This is a genomic window from Bradyrhizobium ottawaense, assembly GCF_002278135.3.
In the GTDB taxonomy this organism is placed as follows: Bacteria; Pseudomonadota; Alphaproteobacteria; order Rhizobiales; family Xanthobacteraceae; genus Bradyrhizobium; species Bradyrhizobium ottawaense.
In genome coordinates this window covers 8,460,644-8,485,393 of record NZ_CP029425.2, presented here as the reverse complement: position 1 = coordinate 8,485,393, position 24,750 = coordinate 8,460,644, and the positions used below count along the sequence as shown (strand labels likewise).

Annotated in this window: 22 protein-coding genes; 9 read left to right on the top strand and 13 right to left on the bottom strand. The window is 64.6% G+C overall.

The window, feature by feature from the left end:
• Positions 1 to 82 precede the first annotated feature (82 nt).
• From CIT37_RS39630 to CIT37_RS39620, 3 genes are all read right to left on the bottom strand, one after another.
• Positions 83 to 1,687, bottom strand: a complete 1,605-nt coding sequence (locus CIT37_RS39630) for a Na+/H+ antiporter (RefSeq protein ID WP_161966297.1) — start codon at positions 1,685 to 1,687, stop codon at positions 83 to 85.
• A 34-nt stretch (positions 1,688 to 1,721) separates the two neighbouring features.
• A complete protein-coding gene (gene bla / locus CIT37_RS39625) occupies positions 1,722 to 2,606 on the bottom strand; it encodes a class A beta-lactamase (protein ID WP_028139635.1) in 885 nt (294 codons plus the stop codon).
• A 218-nt stretch (positions 2,607 to 2,824) separates the two neighbouring features.
• Positions 2,825 to 3,199, bottom strand: a complete 375-nt coding sequence (locus tag CIT37_RS39620; protein ID WP_038949504.1) for a nuclear transport factor 2 family protein — start codon at positions 3,197 to 3,199, stop codon at positions 2,825 to 2,827.
• A gap of 95 nt (positions 3,200 to 3,294) precedes the next feature.
• On the opposite strand from CIT37_RS39620, the gene CIT37_RS39615 reads away from it, so the two are divergent.
• Both CIT37_RS39615 and CIT37_RS39610 read left to right on the top strand, forming a co-directional pair.
• A complete protein-coding gene (locus CIT37_RS39615) occupies positions 3,295 to 3,723 on the top strand; it encodes a GFA family protein (RefSeq protein ID WP_095424922.1) in 429 nt (142 codons plus the stop codon).
• A gap of 183 nt (positions 3,724 to 3,906) precedes the next feature.
• Entirely contained in the window at positions 3,907 to 5,721 is a 1,815-nt protein-coding gene (locus tag CIT37_RS39610) for a caspase family protein (protein WP_095424921.1), read from the top strand.
• A 44-nt stretch (positions 5,722 to 5,765) separates the two neighbouring features.
• Here the strand turns inward: CIT37_RS39610 and CIT37_RS39605 are convergent, their stop codons facing one another.
• Both CIT37_RS39605 and CIT37_RS39600 read right to left on the bottom strand, forming a co-directional pair.
• Positions 5,766 to 6,458, bottom strand: a complete 693-nt coding sequence (locus CIT37_RS39605; protein ID WP_038970692.1) for a DUF1345 domain-containing protein — start codon at positions 6,456 to 6,458, stop codon at positions 5,766 to 5,768.
• Positions 6,459 to 6,467: 9 nt separating this feature from the next.
• Positions 6,468 to 7,391 carry a polyprenyl synthetase family protein gene (locus tag CIT37_RS39600; protein ID WP_095424920.1) on the bottom strand — a complete coding sequence of 308 codons (924 nt, stop codon included), beginning with the start codon at positions 7,389 to 7,391 and terminating at the stop codon, positions 6,468 to 6,470.
• A gap of 161 nt (positions 7,392 to 7,552) precedes the next feature.
• On the opposite strand from CIT37_RS39600, the gene mtgA reads away from it, so the two are divergent.
• The 3 genes from mtgA (at position 7,553) to CIT37_RS39585 (ending at position 9,375) form a co-directional block, all read left to right on the top strand.
• On the top strand, positions 7,553 to 8,227 hold the full coding sequence (mtgA, locus tag CIT37_RS39595; RefSeq protein ID WP_028139641.1) for a monofunctional biosynthetic peptidoglycan transglycosylase: 675 nt from the start codon (positions 7,553 to 7,555) through the stop codon (positions 8,225 to 8,227).
• Positions 8,228 to 8,395: 168 nt separating this feature from the next.
• Positions 8,396 to 8,578 carry a 50S ribosomal protein L32 gene (gene rpmF, locus CIT37_RS39590; RefSeq protein WP_007598106.1) on the top strand — a complete coding sequence of 61 codons (183 nt, stop codon included), beginning with the start codon at positions 8,396 to 8,398 and terminating at the stop codon, positions 8,576 to 8,578.
• Between the two features lie 143 nt (positions 8,579 to 8,721).
• Positions 8,722 to 9,375: a hypothetical protein gene (locus CIT37_RS39585; RefSeq protein WP_161966296.1), complete on the top strand. Its 654-nt coding sequence runs from the start codon at positions 8,722 to 8,724 to the stop codon at positions 9,373 to 9,375.
• 6 nt (positions 9,376 to 9,381) lie between these two features.
• Here the strand turns inward: CIT37_RS39585 and CIT37_RS39580 are convergent, their stop codons facing one another.
• A complete protein-coding gene (locus CIT37_RS39580) occupies positions 9,382 to 9,642 on the bottom strand; it encodes a hypothetical protein (protein ID WP_028139643.1) in 261 nt (86 codons plus the stop codon).
• Between the two features lie 223 nt (positions 9,643 to 9,865).
• Between CIT37_RS39580 and CIT37_RS39575 the strand changes: the two genes are divergently transcribed.
• Positions 9,866 to 11,560: a putative bifunctional diguanylate cyclase/phosphodiesterase gene (locus CIT37_RS39575; protein WP_095424918.1), complete on the top strand. Its 1,695-nt coding sequence runs from the start codon at positions 9,866 to 9,868 to the stop codon at positions 11,558 to 11,560.
• Between the two features lie 104 nt (positions 11,561 to 11,664).
• Here the strand turns inward: CIT37_RS39575 and CIT37_RS39570 are convergent, their stop codons facing one another.
• The 4 genes from CIT37_RS39570 to CIT37_RS39555 form a co-directional block, all read right to left on the bottom strand.
• Positions 11,665 to 13,173 carry a tripartite tricarboxylate transporter permease gene (locus tag CIT37_RS39570; RefSeq protein ID WP_095424917.1) on the bottom strand — a complete coding sequence of 503 codons (1,509 nt, stop codon included), beginning with the start codon at positions 13,171 to 13,173 and terminating at the stop codon, positions 11,665 to 11,667.
• Between the two features lie 4 nt (positions 13,174 to 13,177).
• Positions 13,178 to 13,663 carry a tripartite tricarboxylate transporter TctB family protein gene (locus CIT37_RS39565; RefSeq protein WP_028139646.1) on the bottom strand — a complete coding sequence of 162 codons (486 nt, stop codon included), beginning with the start codon at positions 13,661 to 13,663 and terminating at the stop codon, positions 13,178 to 13,180.
• Positions 13,664 to 13,819: 156 nt separating this feature from the next.
• Positions 13,820 to 14,797, bottom strand: a complete 978-nt coding sequence (locus tag CIT37_RS39560; RefSeq protein ID WP_028139647.1) for a tripartite tricarboxylate transporter substrate binding protein — start codon at positions 14,795 to 14,797, stop codon at positions 13,820 to 13,822.
• Positions 14,798 to 15,005: 208 nt separating this feature from the next.
• Positions 15,006 to 17,873 carry a PAS-domain containing protein gene (locus CIT37_RS39555; protein WP_095424916.1) on the bottom strand — a complete coding sequence of 956 codons (2,868 nt, stop codon included), beginning with the start codon at positions 17,871 to 17,873 and terminating at the stop codon, positions 15,006 to 15,008.
• Between the two features lie 513 nt (positions 17,874 to 18,386).
• Between CIT37_RS39555 and CIT37_RS39550 the strand changes: the two genes are divergently transcribed.
• Positions 18,387 to 19,676, top strand: a complete 1,290-nt coding sequence (locus CIT37_RS39550; protein ID WP_038951373.1) for an IS4 family transposase — start codon at positions 18,387 to 18,389, stop codon at positions 19,674 to 19,676.
• Between the two features lie 45 nt (positions 19,677 to 19,721).
• Here CIT37_RS39550 and CIT37_RS39545 read toward each other — a convergent pair whose 3' ends face one another.
• From CIT37_RS39545 to CIT37_RS39535, 3 genes are all read right to left on the bottom strand, one after another.
• Positions 19,722 to 20,597, bottom strand: a complete 876-nt coding sequence (locus tag CIT37_RS39545) for a GNAT family N-acetyltransferase (protein ID WP_028139649.1) — start codon at positions 20,595 to 20,597, stop codon at positions 19,722 to 19,724.
• Positions 20,598 to 20,714: 117 nt separating this feature from the next.
• Positions 20,715 to 21,695, bottom strand: coding sequence for an amino acid--[acyl-carrier-protein] ligase (locus CIT37_RS39540; RefSeq protein ID WP_028139650.1), 981 nt, complete (start codon positions 21,693 to 21,695; stop codon positions 20,715 to 20,717).
• Positions 21,696 to 21,734: 39 nt separating this feature from the next.
• Positions 21,735 to 22,952: an acyl-CoA dehydrogenase family protein gene (locus CIT37_RS39535; RefSeq protein WP_028139651.1), complete on the bottom strand. Its 1,218-nt coding sequence runs from the start codon at positions 22,950 to 22,952 to the stop codon at positions 21,735 to 21,737.
• A gap of 357 nt (positions 22,953 to 23,309) precedes the next feature.
• Between CIT37_RS39535 and CIT37_RS39530 the strand changes: the two genes are divergently transcribed.
• Together CIT37_RS39530 and CIT37_RS39525 are read left to right on the top strand one after the other, a co-directional pair.
• Entirely contained in the window at positions 23,310 to 23,582 is a 273-nt protein-coding gene (locus tag CIT37_RS39530; RefSeq protein ID WP_028139652.1) for a phosphopantetheine-binding protein, read from the top strand.
• 276 nt (positions 23,583 to 23,858) lie between these two features.
• On the top strand, positions 23,859 to 24,734 hold the full coding sequence (locus tag CIT37_RS39525; RefSeq protein ID WP_028139653.1) for an S-methyl-5'-thioadenosine phosphorylase: 876 nt from the start codon (positions 23,859 to 23,861) through the stop codon (positions 24,732 to 24,734).
• Positions 24,735 to 24,750 lie beyond the last annotated feature (16 nt).

The window sequence follows — 24,750 nt, the reverse complement described above, 5'->3', positions numbered from 1 at the left end:
GCAGCGAAGCAATCCAGAGTCTTTCCGTGGAGGCAGTCTGGATTGCGTCGTCGCAACGGCTCCTCGCAATGACTGGCCGCGCCTACAGCGGCGTCCGCCGATACTCCCGGTTCGCCAGGCTGGCTTCCTCCAGATCCAGATCGCGCTCGATCCGCCGCCGCGTCTCGTCGGTGATCTGGCCGTCGCGCAGGAGATCGTGGATGAATTTTCGTTCGGCGGCGATCAGGTCGCGGGTCAGCGCGGTGCCGGCGGCGGAGACGTCGTGGTGGGTGGGATCGAGTGAATCAGGCAGCTGGTTGACACGGATGTCGTGGCGGGCGCGCAGCAGCCGCATGACCTCGTCGGAAACGTCCTTCTGCTCGGTGAGCGCGTCGAGTGATTTCAGTGCTGCATCGAGCGCCTGGCGGCGTGCGGCGATCTCGGCCTCGTGCTCGGCGGCATGCTCGTTGCGGCCGGCCTCGGCGACGCCGAGCCACCGCACTACTGGTGGCAGCGTCAGCCCGACGCCGATCAGTGTGACGAAGATGACGCCGAAGGCCACGAACAGGATCAGGTCGCGATACGGAAATGCATCGCCATCAGGCAGCGTGAACGGCAGTGCCAGCGCGGCCGCCAGCGACACCGCGCCGCGCACGCCGGTGAAGGCGAGCACGAACGGCCATTGCCAGGGCGGCGACGGATCGCGCTCGCGCAACGATCTGCTGAGCATCCGCGGCAGATAGGTTGCGGGATAGAGCCAGGCGAAGCGCGCGACGACGATCACGAGGACCACGGCAGTCGCGATCAGGATGTCGTCGAGCGGGAACGCCTTCGATTTCTCGTAGAGCGCGCGCATCTGGAATCCGGTGAGCAGGAACAGCACGCCCTCGATCAGGTAGATCACGAGGTCCCAGAAGAAGATGCCCTGCAGGCGCGTTGCCGACGAGATCAGCAGCGGGCCGTTCCAGCTCACATAGAGACCGCAGGCCACCGTCGCGATCACCCCGGAGCCGCCGATATGCTCGGGCAGCCAGTAGGACACGTAGGGGGTGATCAGCGACAGCGTCAGCTCGACCTGCGGATCCCCGGACCATTTGCGGAAGCGAAGGGAGAGCCAGCCGACGCCGATGCCGAAGGCGATCTCGCTGGCGACGATGAGGAGGAATTCGCCGGCGGCGAGCGGCAGCGAGAAATGCCCGACCATGATGGCGGCCAGCGCGAAGCGGTAGAGGATCAGCGCTGTGGCATCATTGGCAAGCCCCTCACCCTCGAGGATGACCAGGAGCCGCCGCGGCATGTTGAGCCGGCGCGCGATCGCGAGCGGCGCCACCACGTCGGGCGGCGCGACGATGGCGCCGAGCAGGAAGCCGATGGTCCAGGGCAGGCCGATCATATAGTGCGTGGCGGCCGCCACCATCGCTGCGGTGAAGATCACGGCTCCGACCGCGAGCAGCACGATGGGACGCAAATTGTTCTTGAACTCACGCCAGCTCATGGCAACGCTCGCCGAGTAGATCAGCGGCGGCAGCACCATCAGCAGCACCAATTCCGGCGGCAATTCCACCGGGGGCATGCCCGGCACGAAGGCGAGGCCGACGCCCGCCAGCATCAGCAGGATGGCGGGGGCGACGTTGAAGCGGCGTGCGGCCAGCGCCACGCCTGCCAGTACGGCGAGCAGGATGAGAAAGGTCTGAAACTTCGCTTCCATGATGGTCTGTCTTGACCCGGAAGCGGCTGCAACGTCAATGCGCGTGGCTTACGCCGAGCCGCTCGGCCACCATCCGCCCGATGCGTGCAAAGGCGGCTTCGATCTGCGCCGCATTCGGTGTGCCGCCCTGGGTATAGGCCGCGATCAGGATCGGCGTCCCGGGCTTATTGTCGAACTTGGGCCAGACCACCGCGATATCGCCCGAGGCGTCCTTGCCGTTGTTGCCGGTCTTGTCGCCGATGGTCCAGCCCGCGGGCAGGCCGCCGCGCAACCGGTTCGCGCCGGTCTTGCAGTTCACCATCCAGTCGGTGAGCAGGGCACGCGAGGCCGGCGACAGCGCCTCGCCCACCACCAGGCGCCGCAAATTTCCCGCCATCGCTGCCGGCGTTGTGGTGTCGTGGGGATCGCCCGGCGGCGAGCGGTTGAGCTCGGGTTCGTTGTGGTCGAGCCGGGATGTGGTATCGCCGAGCGATCGCCAGAAGGCGGTGAGGGTGGCGGGGCCGCCGATCCTCGCCAGCAGCAGATTGGCGCAGGTATTGTCGCTGAGCTCGACGATCGCCTTGCACATGTCGCTGACCGACATCGCGCCGGCCGCAAGATTCTGTTTGGCGGTCGGCGCGTAGTCCAAGAGGTCAGGCTTGCCGTAAGCGATCATGGCCGCAAGCTGCTCCTCGCCGCGGTCGACCCGGGCCAGCACGCAAGCCGCAAGCGAGGCCTTGAAGGTCGAGCACATGACGAAGCGCTCGTCGGCGCGCCATGCGAGTTTTTTTCCGGTCGCAAGGTTCTCTGCATAGACCCCGATCCGTCCACCGCTGTCGCGCTCATAGGTTTCGAGCTCAGGCAGGGCCTCAGCGGCCAACGCGGGAGAGGCGGCGATCCAGCACAGCGAGGCGAGCAGGGAGCGACGATCGAGATGCATGGGGAGCTTTCGGGAGAAGAGATGGAAGAGATTACGCACGCTTCATCCGCGCCGTCATTGCAAGCGCAGCGAAGCAATCCAGAATCCCTCCGCGGAGAGATTCTGGATTGCTTCGTCGCAAGAGCTCCTCGCAATGACGCGGCGAGAGTTATGCTTGCAATGATGCAGAATGGAGGGCGAGCGCGTCCGAATTCAGGCAGCGGAACGTCAGGCCCTCCTCATTCCCTCAGGTCATACCGATACGACTTCGACACGATCTGCCAGCCGTCGGCGAGCTTCATCGCCACCAGATAATCGGTGAAGAAGCGCGGAGGCAGCTGGCAACGGACCTTGATGAAGGCGGTCTTGTCGTCCGAACGGTCGATCGTGACGATGAAATCCTCGCGCGGCTTGCCTTCGGCCTTGGCGGAGGCGCGCTTGCGGACGCGGTCGAGCCAGTCGGGCACGGTCAGGACCTGAAGCTCGCCCTTCTCGACCCAGCGCAAGTCAGCGGAGGGATGGAAAATGGTGCCGAGCTTCTCGGCGTCACCCTCGTAAAGCCCGTCGAAATAGGATTGCACGACGGCTTCGATACTCGAACGGTTCTGGCTCATGGGTCATCCTTTTGCATGATGGCTTGGGCGGAACTTAGTCGTACACTTCGAAATGCGCTATGGGTGTCTCTCGCTAATCGCGCGAGGGTGTTGGAATGACCGGATCAGAAACTTCGAACGCTCGTATCCTGATCGGCGAATGCTACTGCCGCGCCGTGCGCTTTGAGGTGGCCGATGCGTTCTCCTATGCGATGAACTGCCACTGCTCGAACTGCCGCCGCACCACCGGCTCCGCCTTCAAGCCGTTCGCCGGCATCGCGCAGGACAAGCTCCGCATTGTCCGGGGAGGGGATCAGCGGATGATTTTCGGCGACGACACTACCCATGACGCCCATTGTGGGCGATGCGGCTCGCTGCTTTATTCCCGGGTACGGGAAGGACAATGGGTCCATGTCGCCATGGGAACCCTGGTTGATGCCCCCTCGATCCGGCCAAGCGCCCACATTTTCGTAGCCTCCAAGGCGCCCTGGCACGAGATTACGGACAATCTGCCGCAATATCGGGGACATATTGGCGATGGCTAGGGGAGTTCGGTCTGCCCGCCGGTTTGGCAGCGAACCCCGACCGCGCTGGCGCGACAAACAAAGGGGGTCCTTCGGGCTGTCGCCGGCCCGGCCTTGGTGACCTCCATCACAAGCGCCGGCACCGGATCCTGCTAAAGCGGTCCCAAGGGGGACCGAAACGTCCCGAACTTCGGAAGTCGTGTCATGCGCAACCTGCTCAGACTCTGCCCGCTTCTCCTCGCCGCCGTGCTGCTGTTCGGCACGGCCCCCGCTTTTGCCGGCAATCGCGTCGCGCTGGTGATTGCCAATTCGGCCTATCAGCACGCGCCGTCGCTCACCAATCCCGTCAATGACGGTGCGGTGATGGCGAAGACGCTGAAGGAGGCCGGTTTCAACAGCGTCGATTTCCGGCACGATCTATCGGCCCTCGATACGCGGCGCGTGCTGCGCGATTTTGCCGATGCGACCCGCAATGCCGACATCGCCGTGGTTTACTATGCCGGCCACGGCATCGAGGTCGAGGGCTCGAATTATCTGATCCCCGTCGACGCCAAGCTCGAGCGCGACACCGACGTCTACGACGAGGCGCTCTCGCTCGACCGCGTCCTGGTCGCCGTCGAACCGGCAAAACAGCTTCGGCTGGTGATCCTGGATGCCTGCCGCGACAATCCGTTCGGCAAGACCATGAAGCGCACGGTGGCCGCGCGCGGTATCGGCCGGGGCCTCGCCCAGGTCGAGCCGACCAGCCCCAATACGCTGATCGCCTATTCGGCGAAGGCCGGCTTCACTGCCCAGGACGGCGACGGGGCCAACAGTCCCTTTACGGTCGCGCTGTCGAAACATCTGACGACGCCCGGCCTCGACGTCCGCCGTGCCTTCGGCTTCGTGCGCGACGACGTGCTCAAGTCGACCGGTAACAAGCAGGAGCCGTTCGTCTACGGCTCGCTCGGAGGTGAGGACGTGCCGTTGGTTCCGGTCAAGGTGACGGCCGCAGCAACGGTTGCGCCCGCGCCGAACCCGCAGGCCGACATCCGCCGCGATTACGAGCTCGCGCTCCAGGTCGGCAACAAGGCGGCGTGGGCCGCCTTCCTTGCCCAGCATCCCGATGGCTTCTATGCGAGCCTCGCCAAGCTTCAAGTCGAGAAAATTGGTGCCGAGCAGGCCCATGCGGCTGCCACCGAGAAGGCGAAACAGGCCGAGGCAGAACGTGATCGTCTCGCGGCGCTTGGCGCGCAGAAGGATGCGCAGGCCAAAGCCGCGGCCGATGCGAAGGCCGCCGAGCAGGCGCAGCTCGCTGCGCAGAAAGCCAAGGAGCAGGCGCAGCAGCAGGCAGCTGCCGCCGAGCAGCAGCGCGTCAATCTCGCCGCTGCGGCCCCGAGCGCGGCGCCGGCCAGCACGGCGACCCCCGCCGGCACCAACGTTGCCTCCCTGACACCGGCGACCGCGCCGGCCGATCTCAGCCGTTCGGTGCAGACCGAGCTCGGCCGCGTCGGCTGCTTCTCGGGCGCTGCCGACGGCAATTGGAGCACGTCGTCGCAGCGCTCGCTGTCGCAGTTCAACCGCTATGCCGGCACCAAGCTCGACGTGAAGGTGGCGAGCACGGATGCACTGGATGCGGTCAAGGCCAAGCCGTCACGCGTCTGCCCGGTGGTCTGCGAGCACGGCTTCAAGGTCGATGGCGACAAGTGCACGAAGATCGTCTGCCGTGAGGGCTATGCGGTCAACGACGACAATGAGTGCGAGAAGAAGCGCGCCGCCAAGCCGGCCAAGCCTGCAACGGCGAAGCGCGACGACGGTGATGAACGTCCCGCCCGGCAGCGTCCTCAGGCCGGCGGCGCGGCGGGCGGCTATGGTGCCGCGGCCGGCATTGCTGCCGCTGCCGGCGCCGGTCGCGCCGCAGGTGGCGGGCAAGTCATCTGCAATAGCACCGGCTGCCGTCCGGTCAGCCGCGGTTGCCACCTCGAATATCGCGGCGGCGGCGGTCCCGGCAACGATGCCAATGCCGAAGTGTGTCGTTAGGGTGTGCATGATCCAGATCGTCGTCCCGAAAGGCCGGGACGACGTCAGGTCGCAATCGCGCTCGCCGCGATGTTGACCGTCAGTGCCAGCAACGCCGTGTTGTAGATGAACGACACGATCCCGTGCGCCGTGGCCGTGCGGCGGATCGTCTTGTCTGTGATGCCAACGTCGGAGACCTGCGCGGTCATGCCGATCACGAACGAGAAATAGACGAAGTCCCAGTAGTCGGCGTGGTCTTCCTTGTCGCCGCTCGGGAACTGAAGACCACCCGGCTTGGCGTTCCGATAATAATCATGCGCGTAATGCAGCGCGAAGGTCGTGTGCACGGCGGCCCATGATAGCGCGATGGTGCTGATGGCGATGGTCAGCTCCAACACGCCCCGGTGCGGTGTGCCGAGCTCCGAGACGATCGCGGCGATGCTGGCGAAGGCGCCGATCGCCGTCACCAGCAGGATCACGAAACGGCCGTCGTCCTGCATCGCGGCGGCGCGCCGGATGTGCTGATGGTCGTTGCAAAGCATCATTGCGTAGACCAGCACGAGATAGACCGCGATCAGCGCATCCCAGCCGAACAGGAGCCGTGTCACCAGCCGGTGTGAGCCCGGCAAGAGCAGACAGACAAGGACGCCAGCCGCGAGCGCGATGAATGTCCGCGGCCGCGCATAGAGCAGCCGCATCGGCCGCGACATCTGGCGGAAGCGGGCGAGGACGGGGTCTTCTTTGCCCTCGGCCGCCATCGATGCGTGTCAGCTCTTCCGCTCGGCGACGAAGCGCGCAGCGGCCTGCAGCACTGCGGCGCGATCGCCGAAGATCGAGACCGCGCTGTCGGCCCGGGCGAGCAGGTCGCGCACGCGCTGCTTGGCGCCTTCGATGCCGAGCTGGGTGACGAAGGTGGTCTTGCCGAGTGCGGCGTCGGCGCCGGCCGGCTTGCCGAGGGCCGCCGCATCGCCTTCGACATCGAGCAGATCGTCGGCGATCTGGAAGGCTTCGCCGAGCGCGCGGCCGTAATCGTCGAGCGCCTGATATTCCTTTTCCGTGGCCTGGCCGAGGATCGCGCCGGCGATGCAGCCGTAACGCAAGAGCGCACCGGTCTTCATCTGCTGAATGCGGGCGACATCGATCGGCTCGTTGCCGCCAAAGCGGCCTTCGCCGGCGAGGTCGAGGATCTGGCCGCCGACCATGCCGCCGATGCCGGCGCAGCGCGCCAGCGCGCGCGTCAGCAGCAGCCGCACGTTGGCGTCGCGATGGATCTCGTCGCGGGTGACGATGTCAAAGGCGAGCGTCAACAGACCGTCGCCGGCGAGGATCGCGGTCGCATCATCGGTCTTCTTGTGCAGGGTCGGGCGGCCGCGGCGCAGGTCGGAATTGTCCATTGCGGGCAGATCGTCGTGGATCAGCGAATAGCAGTGGATGCATTCGAGCGCGGCGCCGACGAGCAGCGCGGCTTCACGGGGAATACCGAACACAGCCGCGCTCTCGACCACCAGGAACGGCCGCAGACGCTTGCCGCCGTTCAGGCTCGAATAGCGCATTGCGTCCATCAGTCGCTTGGGCCGGGCGATCTCATCGTGCAGGATGTCGTCCGACAACAGGCGCCCGAGCAGGGCCTCGGTGTCATCAGCGGTCTTGTCCAGACGCTTGGCGAAATCGGACGGGGACGTGCCGGTCATCAAGAAGGGCTCCAGAACTAAAATTCGGCGGGACAATCCTTTATGCGCCCGCCCCAGTCAATCGTTTGGAAGGCCTAAAAAGTGCTGGAAAAGGCCCGAATTATCACAGACTTAATGGGGAGAGCCGTGGCCGCGTTTCGTTCCGTGCCGGAAAGGTCGATTTGCGCATCGTCAAAATCCTGCTGGTAGCGCTCGCGGTCGTCATTCTCGCGCCCTATGTGATCGCGCCGTTCTACCGCACCGGCCATCCGGTTTCGACGCTGATGGCGTGGCGCTCGCTTCGCGGCGCGCCGATGCAGCGGGAATGGATCGATCTGGCGGCGATGTCGCCCTCGCTGCCGCGATCGGTGGTTGCAGCCGAGGATGCCCATTTCTGCAAGCATCACGGCATCGATTGGGGCGCGCTACGCGAGGCGATCGACGACGCGCAGGAGGATGGTATGCCGTTCCGGGGCGCCTCCACGATCACCCAGCAGGTCGCGAAGAATCTGTTCCTCTGGCAGGGCCGGGATTTCGTCCGCAAGGCGCTCGAATTCCCGCTGGCGCTCTGGATCGATCTCGTCCTGCCCAAGTCGCGGATCCTGGAGATTTACCTCAACATCGCCGAGCTCGGCCCGCAGGGCCAGTTCGGGGTGGGGGCGGCCAGCGCCTATGCCTTCGGCAAATCGGCCGCCGGCCTCTCCCCCCGGGAGGCGGCCCTTCTGGCCTCGATCCTGCCGAATCCGGTCAAACGCAGCGCTAAAACCCCCGGTCCGGGCGTCCGGCGGCTGGCCGGGACCTATGTGGCAAGGGCGCAGGCCTCTTCGCTTACGACCTGCTGGCGGGAAAATCGCTGATTTTGGGCCCTTTCCGGGCGTATTTTCCGGCCCAAAAGCCTAGCTTTGCGGCCAGCCTTCCTCTATAAGCGCGGCCTTGATAGGCATTCAGCTCGCCTCGGATTGCGGGTGCTGAGCCGTCCCTCGCGGACGATGCCCTGATAACACCAATCCCTAGAGGATATTGAAATGGCCGTTCCGAGAAGAAAAACCTCGCCGTCGCGCCGTGGCATGCGCCGCTCGGCAGACGCCATCAAGAAGCCGACCTATGTGGAAGACAAGGACTCTGGCGAGCTCCGTCGTCCGCACCATCTCGACCTCAAGACCGGCATGTACAAGGGCCGTCAGGTCCTGAAGAAGAAAGAGTCCTGAGTTAAGGACCTTTCTCCAGGCAGGATAATCGGGCCTGCCTGATTTCGGCCAACCCATGAGATATGACAGTGACGGCGGCGGAGCTAATGCTTCGCCGCCGCATTGTCCTGTCTGGATATCTTGATCGAGAAGGCATTTCGCCGATGGTCGGTTTCCCGCTGCTTCTGATTCCGCTCGCGGTCTACAACATCATCGCCTTCCTGATGCCGAGCGTGTCCTTCACGGATGTGCTGTTCAAGGTGCCGATGGTGTCAGGCGAGACCTGGCCGGTCACGCTCGCCGACGTGATGCTGGCGCTCGGTATTGTGCTGCTGCTGCTCGAAGTGGTGAAGGGCGCGCGGCCCGGCTCGAAATTCCTGATGGATCATCTGCTGTCACTGATCCTGTTCGGTGCGGCCGCTGCCGAATTCGTGATGTGGCCCAAATTCGGCAACTCGACCTTTTTCCTGCTGGTGCTGCTTGCGATGGCTGATTTCCTCGGCGGCATTGCCCAGCGCACGCGCCGCCGCGTCACCTATGTCGCCGAGACAACGGTGCCGGCGCCACGCAAGGCCAAGCGCCAGGTGGAAGCTCCGGCGGGGGATGCCGTGGCCGAGCCCAAGTTCGAGCCGGTGTCCGCGCCGATCGCAGCACCGGCGGCACCGCCCGCGCCCTCGGCACAGTCGGTCGCCGAATCCGTGCTGATGGATCCTCCCGCACCGAAGCCGGTGTCGAGCACGCCATCGCCGGAAGTCCCCTCGCCGCATTTGCAGCCGGGCGACGGCACGTCTCCGTCCCCCGACACGCCGCCGCGCTGATCGATCTCAAGCCACCTGCCGCGTGCGCGCGCTGACGCTTTGCAGCGGGCGCTTGCTGCCATAGGCCGTCTGCGCATCTTCGGAAGAGGCGCGGCGCAGCCTGCTTGCCTGGGGCAGATGTTCGGCATTGGCGATCAGCTGGGCGACGAAGCTCGGATCGGGACGCGGCAACGGCGTCTTGTGGACCCATTGCAAAACCGGCAGTAGCGGCACCAGGGCCGTGCCCGTGCCGTTATCCGCCGCGTCCGTTCGATCGGTACTCAACATCGCTATCACCGTTGATCCGGCAGAGCCTGTCGCGTTTCGGGACGCTGGCGCCGGGTGCGTGTCAGTACTCGCAAGGCCTATGCCGGACGGGCCGGTTTGGTTCCCCCGGCGTGTAGAAACGTGGTTTCCAAATTGTTTATCAACTTTGCCTAGGGTTGGGGACGAATCTGGCTCTATCCTGTGTCAGCTCAGGACTTTCCCCCTGTCCCGAAACGAGGCGATTTTGATCCCCGCATTACCGCAAGCCTCCGACATCCTGGCCGCCCTCGGCCAGGCCGTGTTTGCCTGGGACATCGGCAGTGATGCGATCGTCTGGGGTGACCAGGTCGCCAGCGTCTTTCCCGGCATTCCCGCCGAGCGGCTGGCGACGGGCGCCGAATTCGCCAAGCTGATCGAGCCCGCGCCATCGCTGCGGACCGCGGCGCTGGCACAAGCCTACGCCGTGCATGGTGCCGACGGCACGCCCTACCGGGTCGAGTACGGCGTGCGCATGAGCGCCGCCGATCCCGTGATCTGGATCGAGGAGACCGGCCGCTGGTTCGCCGGACCCGACGGCCGCCCGGTGCGCGCGATCGGCTCGGTCCGAATCAACAATGAGCGCCACGCCCGCGACGAGGAGCTGACCAAGCTGGCCCGGCTCGATCCGCTGACCGGCGAGCTCAATCGTTCTCATCTGATTGCCGCGCTGGCCGAGGCGATCGAGGAGACGACCCGCTTCCGCTCGACCGCGGCCTTCATGCTGGTCGGCATCGACCATCTCGCCCGCGTCAACGACGCCTTCGGCTTCGACGTCGCCGACGCCGTGATCCTCGACGTCGCCAAGCGCATCCGCTCGCGCCTGCGCGGCGGCGACGTGCTCGGCCGCTTTTCCGGCAACAAGTTCGGCCTGATCCTGAAGAACTGCACCGTCGACGACATGAATGTCGCCGCCGAGCGTTTCCTTGCCGGCATCCGCGACGAGGTGGTGCCGACCAAATCCGGTCCGGTCTCGGTCACCGCCTCGATCGGCGCGGTCAGCGTACCGCGCTATGCCCGCAACACCGACGAGGCCGTCAACCGCGCCCATGAGACGCTGGATGCCGCCAAGCGCCGCCGCGTCGGCTCGTTCGCGGTATGGCGTCCGGATGCCACACGCGATGCGCAGCGCCGCGTCAACATCCGCGTCACCGACGAAATCGTCACCGCACTGAACGAGCGCCGCATCAAGCTCGCCTATGAGCCGGTGGTGTCGGCCGGCTCGCGCGAGCGCGCTTTCCATGAATGCCTGGTGCGGATGGACCAGGGCGACGGCCAGGTGCTGCTCGCGCCCGACATCGTGCCGGTCGCCGAACGGCTCGGCCTGATCCGCCTGGTCGATCACCGCGTGCTCGAGCTCGTGGTGGCCGAGCTCGCCGCCGCGCCCGACATCTGCCTCAGCCTCAACATCTCGCCGGATACGACCATGGATCCGGACTGGTGGGCGGGAATCGAATCGCTGATGCAGGCCCATCCCGGCGTTGCCGAGCGGCTGATCGTCGAGATCACCGAGACGGTCGCGATCCAGGACATCGATGACGTCCGTGCCTTCGTTGGCCGCCTCAAGCATCTCGGCAGCCGCATCGCCATCGACGATTTCGGCGCCGGCTACACCTCATTCCGAAACTTGCGCAAGCTCGGCGTGGATATCGTGAAGATCGACGGCGCGTTCGTGCAGAACATCACCCATTCCGCCGACGACCGCGCCTTCGTGCAGACCCTGATCGACCTCGCCCGCCGCCTCGACATCAAGACGGTGGCTGAATGGGTGCAGGACGAGGAGGCCGCCAACATGCTGCGCGACTGGGGCTGCGACTATATCCAGGGCAGGTTGATCGGGCTGGCATCAGCGGAACGCCCGTGGGGCGCTCCGCCGGACAACGCGCTGCCTGCAGCGAGCTGAGATCTCGTAGGGTGGGCAAAGGCGCACTTGCGCCGTGCCCACCATCTCTCCAACAATTCGGCGCGAATGGTGGGCACGCTTCGCTTTGCCCACCCTACGAAACGTCACGCCCCCTCATCCAGCGCCACCAGTTCGCGCTTCTTGCGCAGCGACGGCAATAGTGGCGCGATCAGCAGCACCAGGGCAAACACGAGACACACCCCCGAGATCGGCCGCTGCACGAAGGTCCAGAGATCGCCCTGCGACAGGATCAGCGACTTGCGCAGGTTGTTCTCCATCATCGGTCCCAGCACGAAGGCCAGCACCAGCGGCGCCGGTTCATAGCCGAGCTTGCGCATGAAATAGCCGATGATGCCGAACGCGATCATCACATAGACATCGAACACGTTGTTGCTGGAGCAGTAGACGCCCAGGATCGTGAACAGGATGATCAGGGGAAACAGGATGTTGTAGGGCAGCTTGAGCAGTTGCACCCACATGCCGATCATCGGCAGGTTCAGGATCAGCAGCATGACGTTGCCGATATACATGCTGGCGACGATGCCCCAGAACAGGCCGGGGTTTTGCGTGATCAGCAGCGGCCCCGGCTGCAGACCGTGAATGACGAACGCGCCGAGCAGCAGCGCCATCACCACATTCGGCGGAATGCCGAGCGTCATCAGCGGAATGAAGGCGCCGCCCGCCGCGGCGTTGTTCGCCGATTCCGGCCCGGCGACGCCTTCGATCGCGCCATGGCCAAAACGCTCCGGCGTCTTCGATAGCCGCTTCTCCAGCGCGTAGGAGGCAAAGGACGCCACGACCGCGCCGCCGCCCGGCAGGATGCCGAGGAAGAAGCCGAGGATGGTGCCGCGGCCGACCGGACCTGCACTCGCCTTCCAGTCCTCCCTGGTGGGCAGCAGATGGGTGATCCTGGTGTTGATGATGTCGCGCTTGATCGCCTGCTCGGTGTTGAGCAGTACCTCGGCAACGCCGAACAGGCCCATCACGACAGGCACGAGCCCGATGCCGTCGATCAGCTCCATGCGGCCGAAGGTCAGACGCGGCTGTGCCGTGATGCTGTCGAGCCCGATCAGTCCGAGCACGACGCCGATGCATGCCATCAGCAATGCCTTCGGCATCGAACCCTGGGTGAGGAAGGTGAGCACCACGAGGCCGAGCACCATCAGGCTGAAATATTCGGCCGGGCCGAACGCGATGGCGACGCTGGCAAGCTTCGGCGCGACCAGCATCAAGGCGATCAGCGCGAATGTGCCGGCAATGAAGGAGCCGAAGGCGGAAATGCCGAGCGCAGGGCCAGCGCGTCCCTGCTTCGCCATCTGGTGGCCGTCGATGCAGGTGACGACGGAAGCTGCTTCGCCGGGGATGTTGACCAGGATCGAGGTGGTCGAGCCGCCATACATCGAGCCGTAATAGATGCCAGCCATCATGATGATGCCGGATTCCGGCGTGCCCGACAGCGTCACGGGCAGCAGGAGCGACATCGCCGAGATCGGCCCGATGCCCGGCAGCACGCCGACCAGCGTGCCGATGAAGACACCGATGAAGCAGTAGAGCAGGTTGACCGGCAGCAGCGCGACGCCGAATCCGTGAGCGACATTGACAAGCGTATCCATAGGGTCAGCCGATCCCGAACAGGCCCGAGGGCAGCTGGATCAACAGCAGCCGCTTGAGCACCCACCACATGCCTGATGGCACCAGCACGGCGATCGGGATCGCCAGCGTCCAGCGAACGGGATCGATCAGCCGCAACAGCAGCAGCACCAAGGGGATCGACGACAGCAGGAAGCCGAGTGGTTCCAGCGCAATGGAGAATGCCACGAGACAGCCAATCAACAGGAGCGGCTTGCTCCAGCGCACATTCTCCCAGCGCGAGGCCAATGTCGGTGCACCCTCGGTGACCGCCGAGACGATGATGGCGCCTGCGAACACGCACATCAGGATGCCCGTGTAGAACAGCACGTAGCCGGAGCCGGGGTCGTTGATGGTGCCGAGCTTGAGCTTCATACCGGACCAGATCACGAAGCCGCCGAGCCCAAGCCCGATCAGACCGCCCCAGAGCTCGGAATTGCTGAGGCGGAGTTTGACGTTGGTTTGACTGTTCATCGGCGCTCTCTCGGCCGTTCCCCGGACGCTGCGCAGCGCGAAGCGGTGCGCTGCAGAGCCGGGGCCCATAGGTTCGTGGCAAAGGTGGATCCCGGCTCTGCGATGCACCGCTGAAGAAGCGCTGCACCGCGTCCGGGACACGGAACTGGCTCAGCCCTACTTCTTCGCGAGCCCGAGGGTCTCGATCACCTTGCGCTCAGACTCCGTGACCTCGACCACGAACTTCTTGTAGTCCTCGGTGTTCTTGTAGTTCGGCACCATGTCGTATTTGGCAAGCGTAGCCACGACCGCCGGATCCTCGACCGCCTTCTTGAAGGCATCGTGCAGCTTGGCGACGATCTTGGGATCCATGCCTTTCGGGCCGGCGATGCCGAAGGGGGAATCATAGACCATGGGATAGCCGAGCTCCTTCAGCGTCGGCGCGTCGGGATAGTTCGGCGAGCGTGCGCCGGTCCACACCATCAGCAGCCGCAACTTGCCGGCGTCGACCAGCGGCCGCCATCCCGTGGAGTCCGCCTGAAGCATCGTGTGCTGCCCCAGCACCGCGGCATTGGTCTCCGCGCCGCCCTTGAAAGGGACTTGCGTCAACTTGATGCCGGACATCGCGGCGATCTGCTCCATGCCGATATGCAGCGAGGTGCCGGCGCCCGGCGTGGCATAGGTCACCTTGCCCGGATTCGCCTTGGCGAACTCCACGACGTCCTTCCAGCTCTTGAACTGCGACTCCGCGCTGGTGGTCACGCCGAAGGTGTAGCCGGTGAGATGGATGATGTAGGTGAAGTCCTTTGCCGGATCCCACGACACTTCCTGCATCAAGGGCAGGCGGAACACGGTGATCGGAATCTGCGAGATGGTGTAGCCGTCCGGCTTCGCGGCCGCCGCCATGGTCGCCGGGCCCACCGTGCCGCCGCCGCCGGCCTTGTTGTCGATCACGATCGGCTGCCCCAGCACCTTCGAGGCGCTGTCGGCGATGGCGCGCATGGAGATATCGGTCGATCCGCCGGCCGGCCATGGCACGATCAGCGTGATCGGCTTGCTGGGATAGTCCTGCGCGCTGGCGGCAGTCGAGAGCAATGCGCCCATGACAGCATGCATCGCGGCAAATGCGATCGTCTTCAGCCCGTATCGCGGCATTGAAACTCCTCCCCTCGCGGCGGCCTCTTTGAGGGTCGCCGTTTCTCGTTCTTGCGAGGCGATTGTTCCTGAAATCGACGGAGAAGAAAAGCGCATTGCGCGGATCGCGGGCGCCGGGCGGTGCGGCAATCCCGGTCGAGGCGGCACGTGCGACAATTCGTCGTTTTTTCGTGTGCCGAGAGACGGAATTTGAGGGAGCAGAAAGCCGCTACGCCACGCGCCGGACCGAAGTCAGCGTCTCTATGGCGAGGCCGACCTCCGATGCCGGGCACGGCCTGCCGAAATAATAGCCCTGTACGGCGGTGCAGCCGCATTCGCGGACGAAGTCGAGTTGCTCCTCGGTCTCCACGCCCTCCGCGGTCGTTTCGACGCCGAGCACGGAGCCGAGGCTTGCGATGGTGCGGACGATGGCAACGCTCTCCGGGCTTTCGCCGAGCGTACCGACGAAGGAGCGATCGATCTTGATGCGGTCGAATGGAAATTTGCGCAAATAGCTCAGCGAGGAATAGCCGACGCCGAAATCGTCGAGGCTGACGCGCACCCCTAGCGCGCGAAGCTGGTGCAGGATCTCGATCGTCGCCTCGCTGTCGTCGAGCAGCGCCGTTTCGGTGACCTCGAGCTCGAGCCGTTGCGGCGGCAGGCCGGCTTCGGCAAGTGCGCTCGTGACCATCGCCACCAACCCACGCGAGCGGAACTGCACCGGCGACAGATTTACCGCGACGGTGACATCGGGCCAGGATGCGGCAGTCGCACAAGCGCTGCGCAGCACCCATTCGCCGATCGGAACGATCAGCCCGGTCTCTTCAGCGATCGGAATGAACTCGGCCGGCGAGACGAAGCCGCGCGAGGGATGTTTCCAGCGCAGCAGCGCCTCGAACCCGGTGAGCTCGGATGAATCCAGCCGCACCTGCGGCTGGAACACCAGATGGAATTCACGCGCCTCGAGCGCGCCGCGCAGATCGTGCTCCAGCGCGTGCCGACTGCGCGCCTCTTCCTCCATCTCGGGCTCGAACAGCTGATAGGCGCCACGCCCCTTGGCCTTGGCCTGGTACAGCGCGAGATCGGCGCATTTCATCAGCTCGTCGGCATCGAGCCCGTGGTCGGGCGCGATCGCGATGCCGACGGAGACACCGACATGGATCGACTGGCTTTCCAGCGGCGGCGGATGACCGATGACCTCGACCAGGCGCCGGGCCAGCTTTTCCGCCGATTGCGGTTGCGGTCCGCGCTGGAGCACGGCGAACTCGTCACCGCCGAGCCGGGCGACGGTATCGTGCTCGCCGACATTCTCCTTCAGCCGCGCCGCGACCCAGCGCAGCAGACGGTCGCCGGCGGCGTGGCCGAGGCGGTCATTGACGGTCTTGAAATTGTCGAGGTCGAAGCACAGCACGGCCATGGCGCCGCCGGCGATCGCGACCTGGTTCAGTCCCTCGCCCATCTTCTCGCGGAACAGCGTGCGGTTGGGCAGGTCCGTCAACGAATCGTGCCGCGCCATGTGCGCGACGCGCGCCTGGGCCTTGTGGCGCTCGGTGACGTCCTCGTAGGTGACGACCCAGCCGCCATGCTCCATCCGCTTGTGATTGAGCTTGATTATGCGGCCGTCGCTCAAATGGCGGTGCAGCGTATGCTCGCCCTCGCGTAGCCGCTCGACGTAATCGGCATAGAGCCGCGCGGCTGTGGTGTTCTGATGGATACCGAGCTCGCAGCTATGCTCCATGATCTCGCGCATCGAGACGCCGGGCTTAACGACATCCGGCGACAGGCCGTACATCTCGATGTAGCGGCGATTGCACACGATGACGCGCAGGCTCGCATCGAGCATGCACAGGCCCTGGCTCATGTTGTTCAGCGCCGCGTCGAAGCGGCGATACTGCTCGCTCAGCTCCTCGATCGCGTGCTCGCGTTCGGTGATGTCCTCATAAGTGGCGACGAAGCCGCCCTGGGCCAGAGCGCAGTACCTGACCGAAATCACGGTGTTGTTCGACATCCGTCGGCGCATCGGAGAGGCGTCGTGATTGGCGATCCTCGCACTGGCGGCTTCCAGCAGCTGTTGCGGACTGTATTCGGAAGAGAACGCGCCGTTCGCCATCGAGCGCTCGATCAACTCGGCGAGATGCGTCCCGGGCCTGGTCTCTTGCGGCGACAGCAGGTAGATCTTGCGGTAAGTGGTGTTGCAGACGCGGAGGCGCATGTCGCTGTCGTAGAAGGCGAGCCCATGCGCCATATTTTCCAGCGCCGCGTCGAGGATGAAGTTCTGCTGCCGCAGCGTTTCCTCGTATTGCAGCCGCTCCGTGACGTCCTCATGCACGGTCACCCAGCCGCCGTCGGGCAGGAAGCGCGAGACCGCCTGCACCATGCGTCCGTCATGGCGCATCACCAGCAGGGATTTCGCCTTTCTGGCCCGCACGTCCTCCAACCTGGAGTTCTGGAAATCGTCGGCCGCCATGCCCGGCAAATTGCCGCGTGACATCCAATGGTCGATCACCGTGCTATGCGGGACCCCTGGCTTCACGATCTCGGGGTCGAGATTGTAGAGGTTCAGGAAGCGTTCGTTGCAGACGACGACACGGCTGTCGGCATCGTACATGATGAGGCCGTGGGACATGTTGGAGAGAGCGTGCTGGCTGCGCTCCGTCTGCACGCGCAATTCCGCCTCGAGCCGGGCGAGGCGGGTGACATCGTCGCAGATCGTCATCCAGCCGCCGCCGGGAAGCGGCTTCAGCTCGAGCGACATGACGAGGCCGGTCGCAAGCTGCTGCTCGGTCCGGAACGGCTTTCCCCCCGCGATCTGCTCCACGCGCCTGGTGTAGAGCGTCTCGATCTCGCTCACCGGAAAGTTGCCGAGCGAGGCGCTGTGAGCGAGCACGTCGCGATAGCTCGTGCCGATCCGCACGATCTCGGCCGACATGTTGAACAGGCTCAAATAGCGCTGGTTGACGAGCACGATCCGGTTGTCGGCATCGTAGACGCAGACACCCTGTTCCATGTGGTCGAGCGCAAGCTGGCTCAGCGCGACCAGGGCCTCCGGGCCTTGCTCGCGGCGTGCACCAAGCTCGTTATCGCGGGTCGAAATCATGGGTTGGCGGGGTCTCGGCGGGCACTAGACTTAACGCAACCTAATTCAGCCATCGAGGGTAGCGAAGAGGCCGGAAAATTCCCTTAAGCGCAGTAGTTTACGGAGGATGACTGGCGAGGGAGAGCGCGTCGGAAATGCGGAGGTGCGCGCGAGAGTTGGCCGGGAGGGAGCGTCAAATGAAGTGTCGTCCCTGCGAAAGCAGGGACCCATAACCACAAGAAAGGTTTGACGGAGATTGGAAGTGAAGGGGCCTTCCCGTGGTACCAGCATTGCGGCTTAGGGACAGATCACGCGGTATGGGTCCCTGCGTTCGCACTAGGGCATGCACATATCTGGTGCGGCGGATTGACTCGGGTTCGCCCTGGGGGTTCCAGAATCGGAGATCTATGTGATTCCTATTGCGGCACTCCATGGTTTGGACGGGGGTGCTGCGATGTTGTCACGGATTGACTGGACGCTGGGCCGGTTCGGGGATCGTCGTCTCGATAAAGGGGGGCGGCGCTCGCTGAACGCATGGTTGCGGGCAAAACTGTCTGCCTTCGGCAGCTCTCCAGGGGGAACCGCGCGCTGGAAGTGCGGTTCAACCGCTTTCTTGGCCATGACAAGGTGACGGTGGATCGGATCATCGAAAGCTGGAGCAATAGCACGGGCCCTGCCGTGGAAGGCCGCCACGTGCTGGCCATCCAGGACACCAGCGAGATCCACTTCAACACCACGCCGCAACGCCGGCGCGGGCTCGGAGAAATCGGCAAAGGCAATAACCACGGCGTGCTGCTGCACCCGCTGCTGGCTGTGGACGCCGACGACGGCAGCTGTCTTGGGCTTTTGAGCGGGCAGATATGGACGCGCGCAGGTCGCCGCACGACCTCGCATGATGATCGGGAATTATCGGACAAGGAATCGCAACGCTGGATATCGACTGCCGTGGCGGCAAGGCCGCTGCTCACCAAGGCCGCGGCGGTGACGGTGCTGGGTGACCGCGAGAGCGATATTTTTGCCCTTTATGCCAGCTCGGCCAAGCAACATTTCCACGTCATCGCGCGCAGCATGCATGATCGCAAGCTTGCCGACCGCAGCAGCCTGTATGAGGCCAGCGATGCCATGGCCGCGGTGGACCAGCGTATGATCCAACTGCCTGCGCGCGCCGCGCGGCCGGCTCGCCTGGCCCACCTCGAACTTCGCTTTGGCGCAATCGAGCTCGCCCGCCCGCAGAATAAGTTCTTGCACCATCTGCCGAAAAGCTTGCCGCTGGCGGTGGTCGATGTGCGCGAGATTAACGCCGAAACCGGCATAGAGCCGCTGCACTGGCGGCTTCTCACCTCTCACGAGGTCACCAGCATCGAGGACGCCTGGCGCATCGTCCAATGGTACAAGCAGCGCTGGATCATCGAGCAGTTCTTCCGCATCCTGAAGACACAAGGCCTCAAGCTCGAAGACAGTCAGATCGGATCCGCCGATCGGCTTCTCAAGCTGGTTGCGATCGCCGCCAAGGCGGCCGTCATCACCATCCAGCTTCTGCAGGCCCGCAATGGTGGTCGCCAGCCCATTCTCGCGGCCTTCGACAACGGCCAAATTGGCGCGCTCACAGCCCTCAACCGGCAACTCGAAGCCGCGAGCAAGCGACTAAAGAACCCACATCCGCCCGATAGTCTCGCTTGGGCCGCCTGGATCATCGGCCGTCTCGGCGGGTGGGATGGCTACCCATCGTCCAAGCCGCCGGGCCCGATCACCTTCAAAAACGGCCTCGAATACTTCAACGCCGTCGCAGCAGGATGGAGCCTCAGAGATATGTGCATGCCCTAGTGCGTTCGCAGGGACGACAGCGGTGGTCTGGTCCGACAGCCTTCCCTACGGCCCGTACAATACCAGTTCCGTATCGGTGAGATCGCCGAGCTGCGGCCGGTGCGGGCCCTTGAAGTATTTGCGACCGCGCCGCTCGGTATAAATACCGACAAGGCCGGGAATCGGGCCATTGGAATCGATCGCCACCGCGATCTTGCCGAGCCGAAGCAGCAGCCGGCCGATGCGGCCTGCGCAGGCGGCGTATTCCGCGGCGTTCCGGCAATAGATCAGCTTCATCGCCGGGGGCGCGATGAAGCCGCGGCGGATGCGCACCGGTTGCAGGATGAAGGGGAATGTTCCCTTCGGTGTGCGGCAGACGAGGCTGAGGCAATTGTAGCGCGCATGCCGCGTCAGAAGCTCGGTCTCGGCTTCGGAAAGCCCCTCGATCGTCTTGGCGTGAGGCGAGATGACCTCGATCTCGCTCCAGCGCGGGGGGCGCGCCAGGGCAGGCACCGAAAAGAATATGCCGCGGCAGTAGGCGCGAAAGCCCTGCGTCTCGATGATCGGCCAGGTCCACGGCGCCGGGCTGATGTTGAAATAGGTCACGTCCTTGTGCCGCTGCGCGATCTTGGTCAGCAGTGGGGCATAGTTGCGGTAGGCCGGATCGACATACCAGCTCGATAGATTGCACTGGATGGCGGTCTCTTCGCCGCTCTTCCGCGCCGTGTAGATCAGCAGCAGCACGCCGACCGGCGTGCCGTCACTCTCGAGCATGTAGCCGAAGCGCGGATAGCCCTCCGGGACAGACCGGAAGGCCTGCCGGCGCAGACCCTGAATCCAATAGTTCCGCGAGCGGCCGACGAAGCCGCGCGTCAGCAGGTCCGCGACCGCTTCGGCGTCGGACTCGGTGATCTCGCGGCATCGCACCTTGGTGTGAATCACGCTCGTCTTACCCGTGGAAATGGCAGGCCTCGTTTCGTCTATTGTTTCAGCATGATCTTTTCGGAAGACCGCTTCGCACTTCTTGCTGACGCGGTCCCTCGGATCTGGATCATGCTGCTAGCGCCAGCCTTCGACATGGGCGTCGGCCGTGACCCGCGGCTGCAGGCCCAGGACGTCCCGCACCTTGGCGGGCCAGGCGGAAAGGTCGGTGCCGTGGGTGTGGAACATGGCGACAGCCAGCCGGTCCATGCCGAAGGCGACGCAGCCGGTGTGGGCCGGCTCGCCGCCGGCATCCTGGATTCCCCAGGTCGTGCCGAAATGCTCGCGGTGATAGTTGAAGCTCATGCAGGCGGTCGGCTGCTCTTCCGAGCGCAGCGGAATGAGCAGCTCGAACTTGAGCTGCTGCTGCTTCTGGCTCACCGCCTTCATCTGGCCGACGCGACCGAAGAAGGGATCGCTGGCATAGTCGACACGGAAGGTGAGGCCGAGGTCGGTCGCGATCGCCTGCGCGCGCACCATCCAGCGCTCACGGAAATCGGCGACGTCATCGGGGCTGCCGATGCAGACATATTCGCGCATCCGGAACGATTGCAACCGGTCGAGATGCTTCGACGGCTCGCGGCGGAAGCAATCCGCGGCAACGTCGAAGCGCAGACCGCCCTTCGGCAAGGGGCCGCGGCTCGCCGCGATCGGATAGACCGGATAGCAGGCGGCGGGCGACAGCACGAGATCGGCGGGAGACAGCGAGGTGGTCCAGTCGCCGCCGGCGTCGAAGCGGCTCACCGCGGCGTTGATCTCGCGCTCGGTCCCGTGCAGACCGCAAACGCAGCCGAGCAGGTTCGGAAAGCTCTTGAGGTAGCCGGATTTCTCCAGCTGAGCCCGGCTCATCACCGGCGGGAAGCGCATCACCTCGGTGCCGCTCTCGCGATGGCTCGTGATCAGCGCGGCGAGCTTCTCGACGACGCCTTCATACAGCCCGGTGCGGGCGTAGACGCCGTCAGCGCCCATGCGGTGGAACAGCTTGTCGGCCAGATGATCGAGCGGATCGATCATCTGCGGCGCGGTCGCGGGCGAGTCGGGAAGGATGGCAATGTTCATGGGGCGATGTCCTGCTATCTCAAAATTGTTATTGTTGATTCAGTCGTGAAGGCTTGTCGGCACGCCGCTCATCAGCGTCGATGTCGCGGCATTGGCCAGAATGCGGTCGTTGTTGATCATGATCGGGGACGACAGCACGTCGCGGAGGTGCCGGCCCATGGTGAACTCGCCGTCGTTGCGGTAGCCGGAGAGGCCGGCTGTGCGCATCGCATGCATCACGGTCTCGACCGCGAGTTCGGAAGCCTGCACCTTCAGCAGCGTGATCGAGGACTGGAAGTCGAGCGAGCCGAGGGCGCGCTCGTCATGTTCGGCGCGGGCAAAGGCATCGATATTGGTCGACAGCAGCGCACGCAGCTTTGCCAGCGACATCTTGGCGGCGGTGAAATGTGCCGCGGCCGGCGGCATCTGGCCGCCGGAGGTGCGGGCCGCCTTGCGGATGAAGGCCTGCGCGCGGGTCACGGCTGCGGCGGCGATGCCGGCCCAGGCCGACGACCAGCACAGATGCGCGAACGGCGTCATGGTCTGGGCGTGGATCTTGTCATAGGATTCCGGGAAGACGCGATCGGCGGGGCAATCGACCTTCAGCTCGAAACCGGTCGAGCAGGTGCCGCGCATGCCGAGCGTTTCCCAGCCCAGCGTCCGCTTCAGCGAATAATCGTCCTTGGCGAGCGCCAGCAGAACCTGGTCGGAGGCGGCGGCCTCGGTAGCGCGGCGGGCGATGGTGACGAGGCCGTCGGCTTCCGCGCCGTAGGAGATCACGGTGGCGTCGCGCACCAGCGAAACGGTATCGCCGGCGTGATCGACCGCGGCGGCGCTGGCGCGGATGTTGCCGCCGTTCTGGCCTTCGGTGGTGGACGAGGCGAGCAGCCACTGATCGCGGGCGACCCGGCGCATCATGGTCTCCATCCAGGGGATGCCGTGGCCGTGCCTGACGACGCAGGCGACCTTGGTCTGGTGCATCGCGTAGATCATCGCGGTCGAGGCGCAGGCGCGCCCGAGCGTGTAGCAGATGTCGGTGACGTCGTAGATGGAGGCACCGAAGCCGCCGAACTCGACCGGGATCATGACGCCGAGCAGCTTCTGCTCGCGCGCGACCTCGAATGCCCCGTGTGGGAAACGAGCGTCGCGATCGACCCCGTCTGCGTCGGCCGCGGCAGCTGCGGCGGTTCGGGCGGCGCGCTCGATCAGGGAGGGACCCTGCTCGAGGAAGCCCGTCTGCGTTTCGTCGACAGTGAGGACTGCTTCACGCACGTTCATACTCGTCCGCCTCCGGTTTGCCGTTCGAGATCGCCGGCATCATTCGCGATGCGCGTAAGCGATCCTCCGGCCATCTTTGCTTGTGAGACGAGGCTACGGATTTAATTCAAATTCGTCGATGAAATAGAGGGTAAACAAAGCCCAATTCCGAACGAACAGTTAAGGTCCGGTTGTTTGCATCACCCGTTTTTCCAGCATCGCGTTAGGACTCTGGAAGAAGCCTGAATTTCAGACAATCTGAGTCATCGTTTACTAAGAAACGCGAAGTATTGGTATCGCCCATTGCGGGACCGGCAGGCCGTGCCCATCGTAGCGGCAAGCCGGTCCGACCTTTGACAGACAGACGGGAATTTGCCGATGCAATCCTTTGATACCGACGTACGCAATCGCATCATCAAGCTGGTGAAGGGCATCCTCGAGCAGAATTCGCTCGCCGCTAACGTGACGCCGTCCGCCAAGCTCGTCGATGTCGGCCTGACCTCGATGGACATGGTCAATCTGATGCTCGGCGTCGAAGCCGAGTTCGACTTCACCATCCCGCAAGCCGAGATCACGCCGGAGAATTTCCAGTCCGTCGAGACGCTGGAGCGGATGGTGGCGACCCAGCTGCAGCTGGCGGCGGCGGCTTAGTCAGGCGCAGCAAAATTTCCCCGGGTCGCCCCTGCGAACGCAGGGGCCCATAACCCCAGGCCGTAGTTGTGCGAAGACTGGTCGTTCGGGATTGCGACCGACCATCCTAGATAGATTCCGCGGTATGGGTCCCGGCGTTCGCCGGGACGACGTCGAGTGTGAGTTGAGCATTTTGCGCTCCTCACAGCACCGGCATCCCCACCACCCGGTTCCAAAACCGCCGCAAAACTGGCATAGCTTAACCATGTCGCACGTGGCGAACAGGGTGGAGCAGGCATGACGCAGGCGGTATTGGGCATCATCGGCGGCTCGGGCATTTATGATTTGCCGGGCCTCGAGGGTGCGCGCGAAGAGGTGATCAGGAGCCCCTGGGGCGAGCCGTCGGCGCCCGTGCGCCGCGGCACCATCGCAGGGTTGCCGATCGTATTCCTGCCGCGGCACGACAATGGGCACCGGCTGTCGCCCTCCGACATCAACTACCGCGCCAATATCGACGTTTTGAAGCGGGCCGGCGTCACCGATTTGATCTCGCTATCAGCCTGCGGCTCCTTCAGGGAGGAACTGCCGCCGGGCACCTTCGTTCTCGTCGACCAGTTCGTCGACCGCACCCACAAGCGCGAGAGCTCGTTCTTCGGTCGGGGCTGCGTCGCCCATGTGTCGATGGCGCATCCGGTCTCTCCACGTTTGCGCATCCATCTTGCCGCGGCCGCTGAAGCCGAGAGCATCGCGATCGCGCGTGGCGGCACTTATGTCTGCATGGAAGGGCCGCAATTCTCCACCTATGCGGAGAGCATGACCTACAAGACGCTGGGCTATTCCGTGATCGGCATGACCAACATGCCGGAGGCGAAGCTCGCGCGCGAGGCGGAGATCTGTTACGCCACGGTGGCGATGGTGACGGATTTCGACTGTTGGCATCCCGATCACGATGCCGTCACCGTGCAGGACATCATCCGCGTGCTGACCTCGAACGCGGACAAGGCGAAGGCGCTGGTGGCGCGGCTGGCAAAGGACTTTCCGCGCGAGCATGAGCCCTGTCCGATCGGTTCGGATCGCGCGCTCGACACCGCGCTCATCACGGCCCCCGAGGCGCGCGATCCCGAGCTTCTGAGGAAGCTCGATGCGGTGGCCGGGCGCATCCTGCGCGCGTGAAGTGAAAGGCAGAATG

What these genes read in the sequence shown, in the direction of transcription:
- CIT37_RS39630 (WP_161966297.1), bottom strand. Translation starts at nt 1,687, where the DNA reads ATGGAAGCGAAGTTTCAGACCTTTCTCATCCTGCTCGCCGTACTGGCA.
- bla (WP_028139635.1), bottom strand. Translation starts at nt 2,606, where the DNA reads ATGCATCTCGATCGTCGCTCCCTGCTCGCCTCGCTGTGCTGGATCGCC.
- CIT37_RS39620 (WP_038949504.1), bottom strand. Translation starts at nt 3,199, where the DNA reads ATGAGCCAGAACCGTTCGAGTATCGAAGCCGTCGTGCAATCCTATTTC.
- CIT37_RS39615 (WP_095424922.1), top strand. Translation starts at nt 3,295, where the DNA reads ATGACCGGATCAGAAACTTCGAACGCTCGTATCCTGATCGGCGAATGC.
- CIT37_RS39610 (WP_095424921.1), top strand. Translation starts at nt 3,907, where the DNA reads ATGCGCAACCTGCTCAGACTCTGCCCGCTTCTCCTCGCCGCCGTGCTG.
- CIT37_RS39605 (WP_038970692.1), bottom strand. Translation starts at nt 6,458, where the DNA reads ATGGCGGCCGAGGGCAAAGAAGACCCCGTCCTCGCCCGCTTCCGCCAG.
- CIT37_RS39600 (WP_095424920.1), bottom strand. Translation starts at nt 7,391, where the DNA reads ATGACCGGCACGTCCCCGTCCGATTTCGCCAAGCGTCTGGACAAGACC.
- rpmF (WP_007598106.1), top strand. Translation starts at nt 8,396, where the DNA reads ATGGCCGTTCCGAGAAGAAAAACCTCGCCGTCGCGCCGTGGCATGCGC.
- CIT37_RS39585 (WP_161966296.1), top strand. Translation starts at nt 8,722, where the DNA reads ATGGTCGGTTTCCCGCTGCTTCTGATTCCGCTCGCGGTCTACAACATC.
- CIT37_RS39580 (WP_028139643.1), bottom strand. Translation starts at nt 9,642, where the DNA reads ATGTTGAGTACCGATCGAACGGACGCGGCGGATAACGGCACGGGCACG.
- CIT37_RS39570 (WP_095424917.1), bottom strand. Translation starts at nt 13,173, where the DNA reads ATGGATACGCTTGTCAATGTCGCTCACGGATTCGGCGTCGCGCTGCTG.
- CIT37_RS39565 (WP_028139646.1), bottom strand. Translation starts at nt 13,663, where the DNA reads ATGAACAGTCAAACCAACGTCAAACTCCGCCTCAGCAATTCCGAGCTC.
- CIT37_RS39560 (WP_028139647.1), bottom strand. Translation starts at nt 14,797, where the DNA reads ATGCCGCGATACGGGCTGAAGACGATCGCATTTGCCGCGATGCATGCT.
- CIT37_RS39555 (WP_095424916.1), bottom strand. Translation starts at nt 17,873, where the DNA reads ATGATTTCGACCCGCGATAACGAGCTTGGTGCACGCCGCGAGCAAGGC.
- CIT37_RS39550 (WP_038951373.1), top strand. Translation starts at nt 18,387, where the DNA reads ATGGTTGCGGGCAAAACTGTCTGCCTTCGGCAGCTCTCCAGGGGGAAC.
- CIT37_RS39540 (WP_028139650.1), bottom strand. Translation starts at nt 21,695, where the DNA reads ATGAACATTGCCATCCTTCCCGACTCGCCCGCGACCGCGCCGCAGATG.
- CIT37_RS39535 (WP_028139651.1), bottom strand. Translation starts at nt 22,952, where the DNA reads ATGAACGTGCGTGAAGCAGTCCTCACTGTCGACGAAACGCAGACGGGC.
- CIT37_RS39530 (WP_028139652.1), top strand. Translation starts at nt 23,310, where the DNA reads ATGCAATCCTTTGATACCGACGTACGCAATCGCATCATCAAGCTGGTG.
- CIT37_RS39525 (WP_028139653.1), top strand. Translation starts at nt 23,859, where the DNA reads ATGACGCAGGCGGTATTGGGCATCATCGGCGGCTCGGGCATTTATGAT.